We start from the raw sequence: 17,965 nt of genomic DNA on the forward strand, positions 1-17,965 counted from the left end.
CCATTGGCGTCAACTTGCGTCAAGATCGGTGGTCGGCCGCTGGCGCATGCGCCAGCGGCCGCCACTCAGTTCCTTATCGACGCTCAAGGTGGGGTGGGAGAGTTCTCACTGCGTCAGTCCGTTCGTGCGGCTGATAGGTAGAAGGTGTCTCTCCACCCCAGCACCCGAAACATACAAGTTAGAGGGCCCCACCTCGTCGCGAGCATCGCAGGGCAGTCCTGCCTGCGGCAGGACCGTCAACATGAAGCCCGGCCAGATACCGGCTCAGCCCCCGCCTCGCGCTCCCCCGCAAAACCGCCCCAACCCCCGCATGCAATCAACCACCGTCAACCACACGCACCAAGCAAAACCTCAGCCCTCTTGCCCCCCAACCAGCCAAAGCTTCTTCCACCCCTCCAGCCCCAACTTGCGCAGCGTCTGGATATTGGTCTCATAGATGTCAGCCGCATCAGGAATGGCCGCCACAGCCTGCTCCAGGCTGCTTTCGCGGATCAAATGCAGGGTCGGGTAAGGCGAGCGGTTGCTGTAGTTTTCGATGTCATCGGGCTCGGTGCCATCGAACTGGTAATCCGGGTGAAAGCTCGCCACCTGAATGATCCCATCCAGATCCAGCTCCTCTACAGCCGCATCCACCACATCCAGGAAATCGTTGAAATCCATGAAATCGGTCAGAACCGCCGGGTGCACCAGCAAGGTCGTGTCGATCTCTTCGGGGTCTGCGTCCCGCAGGATGCTCAACTCGGCCACCAGGTCCTCCAGCAGGTCCTCGGGCGAAGTGGCATCCGACACGCGGTAGCGGATCTGGTTCTTGACGTGCACGGCCTTGGCAAAGGGGCACAGGTTCAAACCGATGACCGCGCGGGTCAGCCAGGTTTGCGTCTCGTTGGTGATGGTGTCGTGGTCAAGGCTCATGGCGCCATTGTCACCTGATCGGCACGGACGAAACGACGCAGGACTGAAGCTGAGAGTGTGGCGGCTTGGATCGGTACAGAATACGCCAGCGCGCACGCTTTGTGCATACCCCGACAACCTCGCCCCCAGCCACACCAGGCCGGCCCAAAACGGCCAATAGCGGCCAAAGCGGCCAAAAATGCAGCACTCTCAACCGATGTCCCAGCCTGTCAGCCTGCGTCACCTTGTTCAGCAATTTCCCCAGCCCGGCCGGCTGGATGCCATCTACCTCAGGCCTGCCCGGCGCGAGGCCGTGATCGCCGTGCAGCAGGCGCAGGCCCTGGTCGACCGGGGCTTGTCGGGTGACAGAGCCGCCGAGAAGACGCCGTGGCGCGCCGGTGGCAACAAGCGCCAAGTCACCCTGATCCAGGCCGAGCACCTGCCCGTCGTCGCCGCCTTCACCCAACTGGCCCGCATCGACCCGGCCTGGCTGAGGCGCAATCTGCTGGTGTCGGGCCTGAACCTGCTGGCCACCAAAACCATGTTCAAGGACGCCCCCCTGATCGTGCGAATCGGCACCCAAGTGGTGCTGGAGATCACCGGCCCATGCGAGCCTTGTTCGCGCATGGAGGAGATCCTGGGCGCAGGTGGCTACAACGCCATGCGCGGCCACGGCGGCATGACCGCCCGCGTGCTGGCAGGCGGCCCGCTGCAGGTGGGCGACGCCATCACCTGCCTGCCCACGCCCTCCCAATCGGGGGCGCAAGCATGAGCTGGCACGGCCACTTGAACCTGGACTACCGCCTGGACGGCGAGCGCACCATCGCCCACGACCGTCATGACGGCCCGCTGCGCGTGCTGCAGCGGCTCTACCCGGAAGGCGACCGCGTCTGCCACCACGTGCTGGTGCACCCACCTGGTGGCCTGGTCGGCGGCGACGTGCTGGACATCGCCATGCAACTGCAAGCCGGCAGCCACGCGTTGATCACCACCCCCGGCGCCACACGCTTTTACAAGAGCATGGGCGCCGAAGCCGTGCAGAGTCTGGTCGCCAAGGTGGCCGATGGCGCACGGCTGGAGTGGCTGCCGCTGGAGACCCTGGCCTACCGCTCGTGCATGGCCACCAACCGCATGCGCTTCGAGCTGGCACCGGGCGCCGAGATGATGGGCTGGGATGTGCTGGCGCTGGGCCTGCCCGCGGCGGGTGAAGCCTTTGACGACGCGGCGCATCAGCAAGGCCGCTTCACGCAGGAAATCGAGTTGCCTGGTGTCTGGCTGGAGCGTGGCACCGTGCGCGCCAGCGATGCCCGCCTGCTGGACAGCCCCTTGGGTTGGGCCGGTCAACGCGTCATGGCCACCATGTGGCTGGCCACCGGCACACCCATGTCGCGCGAGCGGCGCGAAGCCTTGCTGGAATCGGCACGCGCCATCCAGCTGGCGCACCCTTTGTCGGCCAGAGCAGGCAGCACAAGCCCTCACGATGCGGTGGTGATCCTGCGTGTGCTGGCCGATCGGGTTGAGCCCGCCATGAACCTGCTGACACAGGTGTGGGCGCAATGGCGTCAAACAGCATGGAACATGGCGCCTTGTGCGCCTCGTGTCTGGCGGACCTGATCAGGCCTTACCGGGGCTGGCCGTCAATGCGCGGCAGCAGCTGCTTTCTCCGGATGCCAGTCGATGCACTGCACCTGGTTGCGCCCGGCTTCCTTGGCCGCATACAGGCCCTGGTCGGCACGCTCGATCAACAAAAGCGCCGTGTTGGCGTTGCCCTTGCCAAACTGCGCCACCCCGAAGCTGGAGGTGATGCGCAGGTTGGGCACCGCATCCACGGCAGGGCCGGCTTCACGCTGCAAGGTATCGCGGATGCGATCGGCCAGCTCGGCCGCGGCCTTCTCGTCCATGCCCGGCATGAAGGCGCAGAACTCCTCGCCACCAAAGCGGCACAGCACGTCCTCGGGCCGCATGGCCGCCTTGAGGATCCTGGCCACCTGCTGGATCACCAGGTCACCCACGGCGTGGCCATAGGTGTCGTTGAAGGACTTGAACTTGTCGATGTCCGTCATGAAGCAGCTCAAGGGCTCGCCGGTCTTTTTCGCATGTTCCAGCATGGGCTCGGCACGGCTGAAAAACGCACGGCGGTTGAAGCAACCGGTCATCGGGTCGCAGTTGGCCAGCAGCTGCAACTCCTCGTTCTGCTTCTGGATCTTGTCGCGTGACAGCTCCAATTCGGCCAGCGCCGAACGCAGGCGCGTATTGGCCATGTCCAGCTCCGTCACATCATCCAGCGTGACCAGGCAACCCCGGGCGTTGCCGGCGGCATCGCGCACAGCCGCACAGTTGAGCAAGGCACGGCGCGACTCGCCCCCCTCGTGCGTGAGGTCGACCTGCACGCCCAGAATGGGCTCGGTGGTCGTCAGGGCACGCTCCCAGGGGTATTGCGCATCCACTTCCTTGAGGCCCTTGATCAACCAGTCCAGCTGAGTGATGCTGCGCCCCAGCAGCACACCGCCTGCTTGCGGATGAAAGCCACGGAAGGCCGAGTTGGCCATCAGGATCTGGCCGTCGATGTCCAGCACCAGCAGCCCTTCGGTCAAGGTGTCAAAGGCAATGCGCACCCGCTCGGGGATCGCTTTGGATGGGTCCAGATGCTGCAGCACGCGCCGCAGATACAGGTAGAACGCGATGAAGGACGCCGTGCTGAGCGAGATCACCAGTTGCACCGTCGGGTTCTTCAACCACCCCAGCAAGGATGAGGGTCAGGGTGAGCGGAAGCCCACCTCCAGCTGCCCCCAACGCTTGTCGCCGGCATGCAGCGGCACCACCACGGCATTCAGGGTGGAAGCACCCAGGGGCGGTGCCTCCCATGTCTTTTCATGCAAAGGCGAAGCGGCAAACAAATTGCCCGAGTCACGGCGGACAGCCAGCGAGGTGATGTCCCCGCTTTGCTCTACCAGCTCGGTCAGCACATCCTGCAAGTGCGAGGCATCCTGGTTCTCATTGAGTACCCGGCGAACCTGAACGGCCAGGTGCACGGAGACCTGCTCACGCACCTCCATGGTCATGGCGCGCTTGTCCGGCAGGATCTTGAGCGCCAGGTCCAGGATCATCAGCAAGCCCAGCAGCATGGACACCAGGCCCATGCTGATGCGCACGGTGGGGCTGAAGGCCCAGCGTTTGCTGGCCGGGACCGTCACGGCTTTTGCATCAGCCATGCAAGCGCCTTGCTGTTGCCTGTCGGCTCAGCGGACGCTGGCCACACGCACCACACCAACAGGCAGCGGTGCGGACTTGAGCGCCGTCGGCCGCCCCGCATCTGCCATGACAGGCTGGGGCGCGGTGACCGCGTCATAGCGGCCCAGTGAGGGCATCTGCACGGTCATCGCCATCACGGTGTAGGGGCGCAATGACGGCTTTCTGGTGGCCACACGCAGGCTCACCTCGTCGCCCATCCAGCGTTTGCCTGGCGAGCTCTTGCCCAGCTCGGCCATGGCCAGCTTCAATGTCGAAGACACAAAGCGCACTGGCTTGGCGATCGCTTGAACGGCATGTGCCGCGCCGCGGTCCAGCGTCGCAGACACCGTCACCACACCGGGGCGAGGCGGTTCAACCGACTGCGGCCAGCGGGCGGGCGCCACCTGCCCTGCGGCAGAAGGCGGCGGCGTCACCACGCCGGGTGCGCCCGATGGTGCGGGATCAGCTGCGCCAAAGGCAATGCGACAACGAACCCCTGAAGGAATGCGGTTGCCAGGATTGGGCATGCTCAGGCGCACGCGGAAGCTGTTGGACGCCGGGTCGATCACACGGTCCACCAGCGTCACCTTGGCCGACAGCACGGCGTAATCGGGCAGGTCGGTCTTGACGGTGGCGATCTGGCCTGCCGCAACGGAGCCAAACTGCACGGCCGGCACGATGGCCTCGATGCGCAACGGATCAATGCGGGCCACACGCACCACCGGCTCGCGCTCGATGCGCTCGCCCTCTGTGCGGTAGCGCTCCACCACCAGGCCAGCAAACGGGCTGCGCACTTCGCGCTGGCTCAACTGGGCGTTGGAGAGCTGGAACTCACGCTGTGCGACACGCTGGGCCTCACGGGCCTGCTCGACACGTTGTTCGGCCACGCGCGCCTCGGCCTCTGCCTGGTCCAGCGCTTGGTCAGACACAAAATCACGCCTGACAAGATCCTTGGTGCGCTCCAGCTTGCGGCGCGCCAGTTCGTGGGCGGCCACGGCTTGCTGGGTCTCGGCATCGGCTTTGGCCTTGGCCTCTGCCACAGACAGGGAGGCTCGCTCAACCTGGGCGCTCAGGCGCGCCACCAGTTGCCCAGCGGCCACCACATCGCCGCGCTCGACATGCAATTTTTCGATCACGCCGGTGGATTGGCTGCCCACATCGGCGACACGGTCCGGTTCGATCAGGCAGCCCAGCATGTCAGCATGGCTGCAGCCCCACCAGCCCAGGCTGGTGGCGGTGATCACGCTCAAAGCTTTCTTGTTCACTTGGATGCTCCTGCTCGAGCACAAAAGGCTGGTCGCGACGCCATTTGTGCATGTAAACAGGATGATGTGCGTGCATCGGATCGCGTGATCCGTGAATAAGCCACGCCACTCAGGCCCAATCCTCTCTGCCTGCCATGGCCAGATGGCGGGCCATCAGCGATTCGGTGAGCAACATGCCCCAACGGCGCCGCCGGGATCGCGCCTCCGCCTCCATCTGGGCATGCGCGCAAAGCCATCGCTTCAGGTACGTGCCGCCCAGGCCGGCCTTCGCGCCCCGCACAGCCAGGCCCAGCAAGCCGGAGCCCGTCCATTCGCGCCAACACGCGTCCTCCCAGCTGAGGATGGTTTCGCAACTGCCCGGCATGCCCTGGCGCGCGCAGCGGCCCATCAGCTGCCGGTCGATGCGCCGGGATCGGTTCAGGTTGGTGTTGATGACGTGCAATCCACCATTGGCGATGGCCTCATCCGACAGGTGCACATCGGTCCCCCGCCCGGCCATGTGCGTGGCCACGGTGATGCGCCCCGCCTGCCCGGCCTGGGCCACCACGCTCTGCTCCTGCTGCCCCAATGCCTCGTCCTGACGGGCATTGAGCACCTGGTGAGGCACGCCCATCAGCGTGAGGGCCCGAGCAACTGCATCGGAGTCCGCCACCGAGTCTGTCCCGATGAGCACAGGCCGCCCTCTCGCCGCCTCAGCGCGCGCGCGCTCGACCACCAGCGCCCATTTCTGTGACGCCATGTCCACGATGCGGGTGCCCAGCACTTCGCGGCGCGAAGGCACACGCAAGGGCACCTTGCAGGTCGGTAGCCCGTACACGCGCAGCATCTCGGCACGGTCTTCATACAACGTGCCACTCAAGCCCGCCAGCCTCAGGTAGCGAGGGAAGAAGGACTGGTAGCTCGTCTGTGTGAGCGTTTCGTTTTCAGGCTGGGGGGGCACCCCTTCCTTGATGGCGATCATCTGGTGCAGCCCCCTGGACCAGGCGCGCCCCACCGCCAGGCGCCCCGTGGTGTCGTCGATGATATGGATGGCCTCGTCGCGAACCAGGTAGTGCACATCCTTGCGAAACACATGCAGGGCCTGCAGCGCACAGCTCACCTGTTCATGCCGATACCGCCGCCAGCGCCATGCACCTTGCATGCCCTCACCCAATTGACTCAAGCGCGCTTGCCCTGCTTCGGTGATGCGCACCTGCATGTCCGGCGAGCAGACATAGTCCACATCGGCTTGCAGCTTGCGCGCCAGAAACAGCGCAAGCCGGTAGCGCTGACCGGCTTCATTCAAATCGGCGGCACGCGCCAGGATCAAAGGCGTGCAGGCCTCGTCGATGAGGATGCTGTCGGCCTCGTCCACCACGGCCATGCACAACCCGCGCAGCACCATGGCATCAAGGTCACCCACGGTGCGCGCAGCGCGGTCCCGCAGGTGGTCAAAGGCGACCTCCTTGGCCGTCACGTGCACCACATCCGCCTGGTAGGCCTGTTTGCGCTCGGCTGGCGTGCTCGATGCCGTCACGTAGGCCACCTTCAGGCCCAGCGCGGCGTAGATCGGCCCCAATTGCTCAGCGTCACGGCGGGCCAGGTAGTCGTTGGCGGTCAACACATGCACGGGGATGCCCGCCATGGCCGCCGTGGCCGCTGTCAGCAGCACGGTCAGGGTCTTGCCTTCCCCCGTGGCCATCTCCGCCAGACGCTGACCCAGCATCCACCAGCCTGCCAGCAACTGCACATCGTGCAGTTCAAAGCCCATCTGTTCGAGCACCACCAGCGTCAACAGGCCGAAGCACCTGGCACTCAAGGCCTCGGTCAGCCCCTTGCTGCCCAGGCTGACGCGCAAGGCCTGGTGCTGCTGAGCACGTGCCTCCGTCGACAAGCCCGCCCACGCTTGCCGGGCTTGCCGCACATCGCGCAGGAATCGCCGGTTGCGGGCAGCAGTCGGGTGAGGCGCGCAAACCCACCAGGCCTGCAACCAGGCCAGCATCGGGCTGCGGGCGCGTGAAGGCAGGTCCTGCAGGGGATAGGCGCCGTGCACAGGCCCCGGTCGCGGCACCATGGCCCCAAGCTCCATCCGATCAGACCATGCGCCTGATGCCATGGCGCGGGACAAGGCCTTCATGCGCCGCCCTGCACATCCGAGAAGTGCTTGAGGAAAAGCTGACGCACCCTGATCGCCCAGGTCTGCAACAAGGGCCGAGGCACCAGTTCCAGCTTCACCTTGGCCAGGCCGCCCGCGCGCGGGATGTGCTCGTTGAGCACCACGTCCATGGTGAACATGGGTTCGGCCGGCTTGAGGCCATCCGCATCAGCGGCATCGGTGGGAACAGGCCCGCCGATCTTGTTGCCCAAGGCGGGCGAAGGCAGGCGATCCACCGCCGCGGGCGTCTGGCCCGAAGGCCGCGCCACCAGCATCTTGCCCGGGCGCTCCCGCAGCATCACGCCCACGCGCTGGAGGCGTTCACGCACATCATCGATGTCGCGCTGCGAGATCACCACGCGCACCACAGTCGGCACATCCGACATGACATAGGCCAGCAATTGCCCACGGCTGACCTGCCGTTGATCCAGGTCTTCCTGACGCGACAAGACGAACTCGCCCGGCTGCACCGCGCGCAGCACCTGGCTGGCCAGGTCCTCGTCGATCTTGCCCAGTTGCGCGTAGTCACGGGCCAGGGCTTGCTGGGCATTGCTCACCTTGAGCGGCTCGGCCCCGAAGGCGGCATTGAGCTCGGCGCGCGAACCGTCGATCTGCGCCATCAGGATGGCACGCTGGGTCAGCAGCACCGGATCACGCAACCGTATCAAGGCCTGCCCCGGCACGACGCGCTGGCCACTGCGCACCAGCACGGCTTCCACCTCTGCATCGCTGGTGGCGCGCACCTGCGCATCAGGCGGCAACCAGACCACGCCATCGGCCACCACGGATGAAGGCACAGGCACCAGTGCCAGCAAGGCCATGGCCCCGGCAACTGCCAGCACACCGCCCCAGGCCGCCTGCACCCTGACCGACTCGAACCCCGGCGCCTGCTGCAGGCTGCTGACCCATTGGCGACATGGTTGCAGCACCAGGCTCCAGATCATCCAGGCCAGGATGCCCATGCCCATCCACGAGGCCTTGTCCGCCACCCAGCCCACCATCACGGTGCTGACCATCAGGCGATAGCCCCAGGATGCCGGTGCATACAGCTGCAATATCCAGCGTGACAAACGGTCGCTTTCCGTGTGCCCCTGATGCTCGTGCGGCATGCGCAACACCCAAGCCACCACGCGCAACCACCATTGCTCATTGGCACGGGCGCTGCGCTGGGCCAGGTTGGGCAGGTCCAGCATGTCGCAAGCCACGAAATAGCCGTCGAACTTCATGAGCGGGTTGCCATTGAACAGCAAGGTCGACAAGCCGCCCAGCGTCATCAAGGTAAAGGCCAGCTCGCGCACCAGGCCGTCTTCGACCATCAGCCACAAGCCCAGCCCCAGGGCCGCCAAGCTCAGCTCCACCATGATGCCGGCGGCGGCCACCAGTGCCCGCTGAACGCGGCTGGTCAGCCGGTTCGATGCCGAGGCATCCACATAAGGCATGGGCACGAACATGAAGAAGTTGATGCCCACCTCGGGCACCTCGCAGCCAAAGCGGCGCAACATCAACGCGTGCCCGAGTTCATGAACGCCCTTCATCAGGGGATACATGACCCACACGGTCGCCAGGAAACGAGGCGTCAGGAAGTGGGCATGGCCATAGACAGCCAGCTCCGGCCAGTTGAACCATGTGCCCATCAAGGCCAGGATCGCCAGGGCCACCCATGCCACGAACGCCGTGGGCGTGAACAGACCACGCACATGCGGAAACAACTGCTCCAGCATGGCCGAGGGGTTGAACAGCCCCAATCTGAACGACAACGGGTTGAGCTTGGTGCGCCGCTCGCGACGCAGCCGCTCCTCGCCCATGTCCATGATCTGGCGCACATCGGGCGTGACCTCGGCCTGCACCAGGCCCGCGTCCGTCAACTGCCCGAGGATGCGGATGACGTCGTGCTGCGATGGCGCCGCGTCGCCCTGTTGCTGCAACAGCGACTGCCAGATCTCGTCAACCGTGAGCCGGCCGTCCAGCCGCCCCACCAGTTCAAAAGCCTGGGCATTGACCCGGTGATAGCGCCCCGTGGCCTGGTTGTGCAGCACGTACCAAGCCTGCCCACGCGTGCTCTGCATGCGCACATTGACATGCGCACGCAAGCGCGGGTGCAGCCTCGCAATACGGTACCAATAGGGTGACAGCAAGGCTTCCTGCATGACGGGCGATCAAAGGAAGGTCCAGGCCTGCATGCACACCCATTGCCAGGCACGGTCTGCGGCACGCCACAACAAGGGCCTGGGGGGCATGTCGATGCGCGCCACGCCCTGCAGACCGGGGCGCAGCCCCTTCGCCCCTGCCCCCGCACCGGTGGGAATCGCCTCGATCTCGTAACGCACCCCATTGGGCGTGGACTTGGCCACCGGCGTCACGCGGTTGAGCGCCAGCCCGATCGTCTGATCAGGCATGGCTGCCAGGCGCAGGCGTGCCATCTGCCCCTTGCTCAGGCCAGCGATGTCGCTCTCGTCGATCTCCAGCACCACGCGCCAGTCCAGCCCGGGCGCCAGGGTCAGCAGGTTGTCGCCCCGCTTGAGCGGCGCGCCCAGTTGCTGACGCAGGTCACCGGCGATGACCACGCCATCGAAAGGCGCGGTGATCTTCAAACGGGCGATCTGCTGGCTGATCAGCGCTGTCTGCGCCCTGGCCTCGTTCAGTTTGGATTGGGCCATGACGGCCTGGGCGCGGTCCCCTCGTGCAAAGGCCTCGGCAAACGCGTTTTCGTGCTGGGCGGCCTCGGCGTTGCGGGCACGCAAGGCACTTTGCAAATCATCATCAGACATCTCGGCCAGCACCTGGCCTGCCTTGACCACATCACCGGCATGCACATGCGCTTCGCGCAAGAAGCCATCCTGGGGGGCACTCATCACGCGCTGGACGGCCCCTTCCAGGCGCGCCGTGGCGGTCACCTGATAGGGCAGCGGCAAGCCGATGCCGAAGGACATGATGCCGAAGAACGCCAGTACGGACCAACGCAGCGGGCGCTCACGCGGGTCGGCCAGACGCAGGCGCAGCGACTCCACCCAGCCGCGCCCCCGTTCGTACCAGGGCTGCTCCAGCCTGTAACGCAGGCTCAAGGCCGGCGCCATGAGCTGGGCCAGCCGGGTCAGCCAGACCAGGTCCTCGTCACTGAATACCTTGGCCGCCTGTTGCTGCCCGAAGGAAATGGGGCGCAAGGAGTCGACCTGCGTGGTCCGCTCCAGTGTCAGGGTGCCCATGATCACACCGGCCTGCGCCAGCGGCACCGTGACCAGCCCTGACAAGCCCTGAACCCGACACAAGGTCTGGTGGGCCATGGTGATGGCACTCGTGGGATCAGCCTGCAGCGGCAAAGGCCAGCTGAGCATCTTCTGCTGGTGGGCGGCCTCCAGCATGGCCTGGTGCAACTCTGGCAGGGCCACGCCCTCCTCCAGCAGCACGCCATCTGACAAGACCCGCAGGCGCAAGGTCTGCCCACTGACCCACCCCAGCGAGACACGGTGGCACTTCATCTGCTGATTGAGCAGGGTCGCAAACGCCGAGGCCCCGGACGTCCAGTCCTTCTCGGACAGGAAAGCCTGCAGGCAGGCGACCGCGGCCGAATCGTCCAGCGCGACGGCGGGCGATGCGTCGGCGGGCGCCGAAAGGGGCGCCACGGGCGGTACTGGTTTCTGCTCAGCCGGGTTAGGGCGAGGTGAAACGATGGTGCTCAAGGCGGCGGTCCTGGTTCACACACATGGGGGTGTCGGGCTTTTTTACCCGGCTTGCCCCTATGATCTGAAAATCTCAAGCGGCCGATGCCTCAAAAAACGGAGAAAGTTCACGCCTTGACGAGGATTCAGGTGGGTTCATGACGGCTGCAAACCAAGATTTCAGGAGTTATTCATGAAGGTATTGCTGATCGACGACCACCCCCTGATCCTTGCCGCGCTGCAATCCGTCATCCAGGGTCTGGGCGACAACGTGACCGTGTCGGCAGCCGACAGCGGGCGGGCCGCACGGGAAACCTTGCGCAACGACGCCAATTACGACCTGGTCCTGCTGGACCTGCACCTGGGCGACGCCGATGGCTTTGACCTGCTGGGCGAGTTGCGCACCAAGTACCCTGCCTTGCCCGTGGTCGTGATCTCCGCCTCGGACCGCACCAGCGACGTCATCCGGGCCATCGACATGGGCGCCATGGGTTTCGTGCCCAAGCGCGCGGCCAACGAAACGCTGCTGGACGCCCTGCAACAGGTCATGTCCGGCGGCGTGTACGTGCCCCCCATGAGCATGGGCGCCGACCACCAGCCCCAGCTCAGCGGCTCCCCCCACATCCAGCAGGTCCAGCGTGAAGCCACAGAGGCGTCCTTCCAGACGGTACCGTCGCTGGTGCAGCTGGGGCTCACCCCGCGCCAGTCCGACGTGCTCAACCTGCTGCTCAAGGGCCAGCCCAACAAATTGATCGCGCGTGAACTGGGCCTGTCGGTCGAAACCGTCAAGGACCACGTGGCCGCCGTGCTGCGTGCGCTGGGCGTCAGCTCCCGCACCCAGGCGGTGATCGCTGTCAGCCAGATCCTGCAAAAACAAGGTGGCGGCGCGACCGGCACCTCGGCCAACACCTGGCGCATGCGTTGATGCGGCACTGAGCCATGGCCACCCCCACCGTGAGCGCCCCCTACCCGGGCAAGCGGGCCAACGCGGCCGCCGAAAACCCGGACAGCTACAACACCCTGCCCCCGCCCTCTGACGACGCACTGGCGCAAGACACCACCAAGCTGGTGTACCGCCAGACCAGTGCGGCCCTGATGGCGCACTTCCTGGGCATGGTGGTGTGCATTGGTGTGTACTGGCAGTACGCACCGCGCCATGTGTTGTGGGGCTGGGCTGCCGCCTTTGCCACGGTCTGGACGATCCGCTTTGTCGGCCTGCTGAGTTACGACCGTGCTGTCCTGCAAGGCCGCGCGGACTCGGACAAATGGCTGCGCCGCTGGAACGTCGGCATGTTTGCGGGCGTGCTGCTCTGGAGCGCTGCCTCTATGCTGTTTTACAACTACGGCGGGCCCTTCGAGCGAACGGCCATGCTGCTGACCATCTACTCGCTGGCTCTGGGCGCCGTGCCCAATATGGCCTCCCAGCCCAGGCTGTTCCTGCTTTGCATGGGCGTGTACTTCGTTCCTGTGATCGTGCGCACGGCCCTGCGCGATGCCCCCGGTGAAGTCCAGCTGGCGGGCATCCTGTGCCTGGTCTGCCTGTGTGCACTGGCCCTCGGGCGCTCCTTCCGCAACGTGTTTGGCGAGATGGTCAGCCTGAGGGTGCACACGCAAGAGCTGGCCCAGCGGCTCAAGGGCGAAATGGCGATTGCTGAAGCGGCCCAACGCGAGGCCGAACTGGCCAACCGTGCCAAAACCCAGTTTTTTGCCGCCGCCAGCCACGATTTGCGCCAGCCCCTGCACGCCATGGGCCTGTTCGCAGAAGCCCTGCGCCAACGCAGCAAGGACGCCGAAGTCGCCCACCTGGTCAACAGCATCAACAACTCGGTGGACGCCCTGGAAGGCCTGTTCAGCGAACTGCTGGACATCACCAAGATCGACACCGGTGGCGTGGACAACCAGCCCGAGCACTTCTCGATGGGCGAGCTGTTCAACCGTGTGCGCCTGACCTTCGAGCCCAATGCCTTTGAAAAGGGCCTGATGCTCAGCTTCCGTGGCGAGCACCTGCACGCCTATGCCGACCCGCTGATCGTCGAGCGCATCCTGCGCAACCTGGTCTCCAATGCCATCCGCTACACCGAAGACGGCGGCGTGCTGGTCACCTGCCGCAAACGCGGGGATCAACTCTGCTTGCAGATCTGGGACACCGGCATCGGCATCACCGAAAAAGAACAGGGTCGCATCTTCGAAGAGTTCTACCAGACGCAGAGCAGCCGCCCGCTCGAACCCCATCACCGCAAGGGCCTCGGCCTGGGCCTGGCCATCGTCAAACGCCTGGCCGACCTCATGGGCGCCCCTTTGAGCCTGCGCTCGCGCGTCGGGCACGGCACTGTGTTCACCTTGATGCTCCCCATGGGCCGCGCCTCACGCCTGCAGGCTGGCGGGGCGCCAGCCAAGCAATCGCTGGGCGTCACGCTGGACCGCCGCCACATCGTGGTCGTGGAAGACGAGCAGGCCGTGATGGAGGGTCTGGAAGTCTTGCTCAAAGGCTGGGGGGCCAGCGTGAGCGCTTTCGACACGGTCGAGGCCGTCCAGCAATGGGCCGCGCAGACGGATGCCCGCCCCGACCTGCTGATCGTGGACTACCGCCTGCCCGAGCAGCGAACCGGGCTGGACGCCATCAAGGTGCTGCGCGCCCGCTTTGGCGATGACCTGCCCGCGATCATGGTCACAGGCAGCACGATGACGGGCCACGAAGAAGAGGCCCGCCAATACAACTTCCACCTGCTGATCAAGCCAGTGGTGCCGACCAAGCTGAGGGCGATGATCGCCTTCAAGCTCAGCCTGCGCTGAAACGGCAGTGCACTGCAGGCCGCCTCACAGCGGCCCGCTACCGCGACCAGGCTCAGCAACCCTGGCAGATTTCCTTGCGGGCCGCCTCGTACTCGGCCTTCAGGCGCGCCACCAGTTCGGCCGTGGGCACGATCTGCTTGACCGCGCCAATGCCTTGGCCGCAACCCCAGATGTCTTTCCAGACCTTGGCATCGCCGCCATCCTTGCTGCCAAAGCTCATCTGGCTCGGGTCGCCATTGCCCAGTGTGTCCGGGTCCAGGCCGGCCTTCACGATCGAGGGGCGCAGGTAGTTGCCGTGCACGCCGGTGAACTTGCTGGAGTAGATGATGTCGCCGCTGTTGCTCTCGACGATCATCTGCTTGTAGGCCTCCACAGCGCGAGCCTCTTCGGTGGCGATGAAGGCCGAGCCGATGTAGGCAAAGTCAGCCCCCATGGCGCGCGCCGCCAGGATGGCGCGGCCGTTCGCGATCGAGCCCGACAGCGCCAGGGGGCCGGTGAACCACTCACGGATCTCCTGAATCAGCGCAAACGGGCTGGTGGTACCCGCGTGGCCACCCGCACCCGCTGCCACGGCGATCAGGCCGTCGGCACCCTTCTCGATGGCCTTGTTGGCAAACTTGTTGTTGATGATGTCGTGCATGACCACGCCACCCCAGTTGTGCACGGCGTCGTTCACATCGGTGCGCGCGCCCAGCGAGGTGATGATCAAGGGCACCTTGTACTTCTCGCACATGGCCATGTCGTGGTCCAGGCGGTCGTTGCTCTTGTGCACGATCTGGTTGATGGCAAAAGGCGCGGCCGGCTTGTCCGGGTTGGCAGCGTTGTAGGCGGCCAGGGATTCGGTGATCTCGGCCAGCCACTCGTCGAGCTGGGCCGCCGGGCGGGCGTTCAGCGCAGGCATCGAGCCCACCACGCCAGCCTTGCACTGGGCAATCACCAACTGGGGTGTGCTGACGATGAACATCGGCGACGCGATGACGGGAAAAGGAACACGCTTGAGTGCGTCGGGCAGTGCCATGGTCTTGTCTCCTCGTAATCAAACAAAAAAAGACGCCCTCACCGGCTTGAACCGATTGGGGCGTCCTTGTGTGGGCCGATCAATCCTGAACTTACCAGGCTTGATACATGCTCAATGCGGGCCGATCAGAAAGCGTCCAGCGACAGGGCCGTCACGCTCTCACCACCGTTGAGGATGGTGTCGCGCAGCGAGGCCACGCGGGCCAGGATGTGGTCGCCGTAGAAGCGGGCGGTGGCGATCTTGGCTTCCATGAAGGGCGCGTCGTTGCCTGCAGCCAGGTTGTCTTCGGCGGCGATCAGTGCGCGGGCCATCTGCCAGCCGCTCACCAGGTTGGCGGTCAGCATCAGGTAGGGCACGGAGCCAGCGAACACGTCGTTGGGCTTGGTCTTGACGTTGGCAACGACGAAGTCCACCACTTGCAGGAAGGATTCGCGTGCAGCCTTGAGCTGGGTCGCCAGCTTCTTGCCAGCAGCGCTGCTGCGGCCGGTCAGCTGGCCTTCCGTGTCGGCGATCATGGCGGCCACGGCCTTGGCCATGGCACCACCGTCACGCGAGGTCTTGCGGCCGACCAGATCATTGGCCTGGATGGCCGTCGTGCCTTCGTAGATCGGCAGGATGCGCGCGTCGCGGTAGTACTGCGCTGCACCGGTTTCTTCGATGAAGCCCATGCCGCCGTGCACTTGCACGCCCAGCGAGGTCACTTCCACCGAGTTCTCTGTGCCGAAGCCCTTGATCAGGGGCACCAGGAACTCGTACATGGCCTGAGCCTGCTTGGCCGTGGCAGCGTCGGGGTGGTGGTGAGCCGTGTCGTAGGCGGCAGCGCCGACCATGGCCATGGCGCGCGCGCCTTCAGTCAGGGCACGCATGGTCATCAGCATGCGCTTGACGTCGGGGTGATGGATGATGGCTGCCGAGCCGGGCTGTGAACCGTCCACCGGGCGCGACTGCACGCGGTCCTTGGCATAGGCCACGGCGTGCTGGTAAGCGCGCTCGGACACACCAATGCCCTGCATGCCCACGTCGTAGCGGGCGGCGTTCATCATGATGAACATGTACTCCAGGCCGCGGTTTTCCTGGCCAACCAGGTAGCCGATGGCGCCTTCGCCCACGTCGCCCTTGTTGTCGCCGTAAACCAGCACGGCGGTGGGCGAGGCCTTGATGCCCAGCTTTTCTTCGATGGAGGCGCAGAACACGTCGTTGCGCTTGCCCAGCGAACCGTCGTCGTTCACCATGAACTTGGGCACGACGAACAGGCTGATGCCCTTGACGCCTTCGGGCGCGTCCGGCGTGCGGGCCAGCACCAGGTGCACGATGTTCTCGGACATGTCGTGCTCACCATAGGTGATGAAGATCTTCTGGCCCCAGATGCGGTAGCTGCCATCGTTTTGCGGCACAGCCTTGGAACGCACCAGCGCCAGATCCGAACCTGCTTGAGGCTCGGTCAGGTTCATGGTGCCTGTCCACTCGCCGGAGATCATCTTGGGGATGTAGCGGGTCTTGAGCTCATCGCTGCCTGCGGTCAGCAGGGCTTCGATGGCACCACCAGTCAGGATGGAGCACAGAGAGAAGCTCAGGTTGGCCGCGGTCGTCTGCTCGATGCAAGCGGCGCCAATGGTCTTGGGCAGGCCTTGGCCGCCGTATTCGACGGGCTGCTGCAAGCCTTGCCAGCCGGCTTCGGCCAGGGCCTTGTAGGCTTCCTTGAAGCCAGCCGAGGCGCGCACCACGCCGTTGTCCCACGAACCGTGGTCCTGGTCACCACTCCAGTTCAGAGGCGCCACAACGCCTTCATTGAACTTGGCCGACTCTTCCAGCACGGCCTGGGCGGTTTCATAACCGGCATCTTCAAAGCCGGGGATCTGGGCAATCTTGTCCAGGCCAGCGAGTTCCTTCATGCAAAAGAGCTGGTCCTTGACGGGTGCGCGGAAAGTCATCTTATTTCTCCGATAAACACAAAGGGGGCGTCTCGAAAGACGCCCCCGGCGGGTATGTCAAACAGACAGACCGTCTGTCATGAATTATCCCGTAATTTGCCCGTGATTACAGGGCTTTCACCAGTTCCGGCACAGCCACGAACAGGTCGGCTTCCAGACCGAAGTCAGCCACCTGGAAGATCGGGGCTTCCGGATCCTTGTTGATGGCCACGATGACCTTCGAATCCTTCATGCCGGCCAAGTGCTGGATGGCGCCAGAGATACCGCAAGCGATGTACAGCTGGGGCGCCACGATCTTGCCGGTCTGACCGACTTGCAGGTCGTTGGGGGCGTAGCCAGCGTCCACGGCAGCACGGGAAGCACCCAGGCCAGCGTTGAGCTTGTCAGCCAGGGGCGACATGACTTCGTTGAACTTCTCGGCAGAACCCAGCGCACGGCCACCAGACACGATGATCTTGGCAGCAGTCAGCTCAGGGCGAGCAGACTTGGTCACTTCACGGCCCACGAAGGACGAGGAGCCCGAGTCAGCCACGGCAGCCACGGTTTCCACAGCAGCGGAACCACCGGTGGTAGCCGCGGCGTCGAAAGCGGTACCGCGAACGGTCAGCACCTTCACCGAGTCAGCCGATTGCACGGTGGCAATGGCGTTACCGGCGTAGATGGGACGCTCGAAGGTGTCACCCGACACGATCTTGGTGATTTCCGAGATCTGAGCCACGTCCAGCTTGGCGGCCACGCGAGGCGACACGTTCTTGCCGGAAGCGGTAGCGGGGAACAGCAGGTGGCTGTAGCCCGAAGCCACGGCCAGCACTTGTGCTGCCAGGTTCTCGGCCAGGCCGTCGGCCAGTTGAGCGCCGTCAGCGTGCAGGACCTTGGAGACGCCAGCGATTTGAGCAGCGGCAGCGGCAGCGGCACCAGCGTTGGCACCAGCGACGAGCACGTGCACGTCGCCACCCAGCGCCTTGGCAGCCGTCACCACGTTCAGGGTGGCGGACTTGATGCTGTTGTTGTCGTGTTCAGCAATAACGAGAGCGGTCATGATGCTT

14 protein-coding genes are annotated in these 17,965 nt (G+C 65.0%); 4 read left to right on the forward strand and 10 right to left on the reverse strand.

What is annotated here, in order from left to right:
* Nucleotides 1–351 precede the first annotated feature (351 nt).
* Nucleotides 352–912 carry a DUF1415 domain-containing protein gene (locus HY019_RS16690; RefSeq protein WP_290694387.1) on the reverse strand — a complete coding sequence of 187 codons (561 nt, stop codon included), beginning with the start codon at nucleotides 910–912 and terminating at the stop codon, nucleotides 352–354.
* 196 nt (nucleotides 913–1,108) lie between these two features.
* Between HY019_RS16690 and HY019_RS16695 the strand changes: the two genes are divergently transcribed.
* Both HY019_RS16695 and HY019_RS16700 read left to right on the forward strand, forming a co-directional pair.
* Entirely contained in the window at nucleotides 1,109–1,663 is a 555-nt protein-coding gene (locus tag HY019_RS16695) for an MOSC domain-containing protein (protein WP_290694389.1), read from the forward strand.
* Complete coding sequence (locus HY019_RS16700) at nucleotides 1,660–2,505, forward strand: urease accessory protein UreD (protein ID WP_290694391.1); 846 nt, start codon at nucleotides 1,660–1,662, stop codon at nucleotides 2,503–2,505. Before HY019_RS16695 ends, HY019_RS16700 begins: the two co-directional genes overlap by 4 nt.
* Before the next feature lie 23 nt (nucleotides 2,506–2,528).
* On the opposite strand, the gene HY019_RS16705 is transcribed toward HY019_RS16700, so the two are convergent.
* The 6 genes from HY019_RS16705 to HY019_RS16730 all read right to left on the reverse strand — a co-directional run bounded on the left by HY019_RS16705 (nucleotide 2,529) and on the right by HY019_RS16730 (nucleotide 11,198).
* Nucleotides 2,529–3,626, reverse strand: coding sequence for a GGDEF domain-containing protein (locus HY019_RS16705; protein ID WP_290694393.1), 1,098 nt, complete (start codon nucleotides 3,624–3,626; stop codon nucleotides 2,529–2,531).
* Nucleotides 3,627–3,647: 21 nt separating this feature from the next.
* Nucleotides 3,648–4,103, reverse strand: coding sequence for a hypothetical protein (locus tag HY019_RS16710; RefSeq protein WP_290694395.1), 456 nt, complete (start codon nucleotides 4,101–4,103; stop codon nucleotides 3,648–3,650).
* Nucleotides 4,104–4,130: 27 nt separating this feature from the next.
* Complete coding sequence (locus HY019_RS16715; protein WP_290694397.1) at nucleotides 4,131–5,387, reverse strand: efflux RND transporter periplasmic adaptor subunit; 1,257 nt, start codon at nucleotides 5,385–5,387, stop codon at nucleotides 4,131–4,133.
* Between the two features lie 109 nt (nucleotides 5,388–5,496).
* Nucleotides 5,497–7,440 carry a DEAD/DEAH box helicase gene (locus HY019_RS16720; RefSeq protein WP_290694399.1) on the reverse strand — a complete coding sequence of 648 codons (1,944 nt, stop codon included), beginning with the start codon at nucleotides 7,438–7,440 and terminating at the stop codon, nucleotides 5,497–5,499.
* 59 nt (nucleotides 7,441–7,499) lie between these two features.
* Nucleotides 7,500–9,668, reverse strand: a complete 2,169-nt coding sequence (locus HY019_RS16725; RefSeq protein WP_290694401.1) for a PqqD family peptide modification chaperone — start codon at nucleotides 9,666–9,668, stop codon at nucleotides 7,500–7,502.
* Between the two features lie 9 nt (nucleotides 9,669–9,677).
* Complete coding sequence (locus HY019_RS16730; protein WP_290694403.1) at nucleotides 9,678–11,198, reverse strand: HlyD family efflux transporter periplasmic adaptor subunit; 1,521 nt, start codon at nucleotides 11,196–11,198, stop codon at nucleotides 9,678–9,680.
* Between the two features lie 172 nt (nucleotides 11,199–11,370).
* Here HY019_RS16730 and HY019_RS16735 point away from each other — a divergent pair, with 172 nt between their 5' ends.
* Nucleotides 11,371–12,102, forward strand: coding sequence for a response regulator transcription factor (locus HY019_RS16735; protein ID WP_290694405.1), 732 nt, complete (start codon nucleotides 11,371–11,373; stop codon nucleotides 12,100–12,102).
* Nucleotides 12,103–12,116: 14 nt separating this feature from the next.
* Entirely contained in the window at nucleotides 12,117–13,970 is a 1,854-nt protein-coding gene (locus tag HY019_RS16740; RefSeq protein ID WP_290694407.1) for a hybrid sensor histidine kinase/response regulator, read from the forward strand.
* Nucleotides 13,971–14,022: 52 nt separating this feature from the next.
* On the opposite strand, the gene HY019_RS16745 is transcribed toward HY019_RS16740, so the two are convergent.
* The 3 genes from HY019_RS16745 to HY019_RS16755 all read right to left on the reverse strand — a co-directional run bounded on the left by HY019_RS16745 (nucleotide 14,023) and on the right by HY019_RS16755 (nucleotide 17,958).
* Nucleotides 14,023–14,988, reverse strand: coding sequence for a nitronate monooxygenase family protein (locus HY019_RS16745; RefSeq protein WP_290694409.1), 966 nt, complete (start codon nucleotides 14,986–14,988; stop codon nucleotides 14,023–14,025).
* Nucleotides 14,989–15,113: 125 nt separating this feature from the next.
* On the reverse strand, nucleotides 15,114–16,919 hold the full coding sequence (locus HY019_RS16750; protein ID WP_290694411.1) for an acyl-CoA dehydrogenase: 1,806 nt from the start codon (nucleotides 16,917–16,919) through the stop codon (nucleotides 15,114–15,116).
* A 106-nt stretch (nucleotides 16,920–17,025) separates the two neighbouring features.
* Nucleotides 17,026–17,958, reverse strand: a complete 933-nt coding sequence (locus HY019_RS16755) for an FAD-binding protein (protein ID WP_290694412.1) — start codon at nucleotides 17,956–17,958, stop codon at nucleotides 17,026–17,028.
* Nucleotides 17,959–17,965 lie beyond the last annotated feature (7 nt).

It is taken from the genome of Aquabacterium sp. (assembly GCF_016195855.1).
In the GTDB taxonomy this organism is placed as follows: Bacteria; Pseudomonadota; Gammaproteobacteria; order Burkholderiales; family Burkholderiaceae_C; genus Aquabacterium.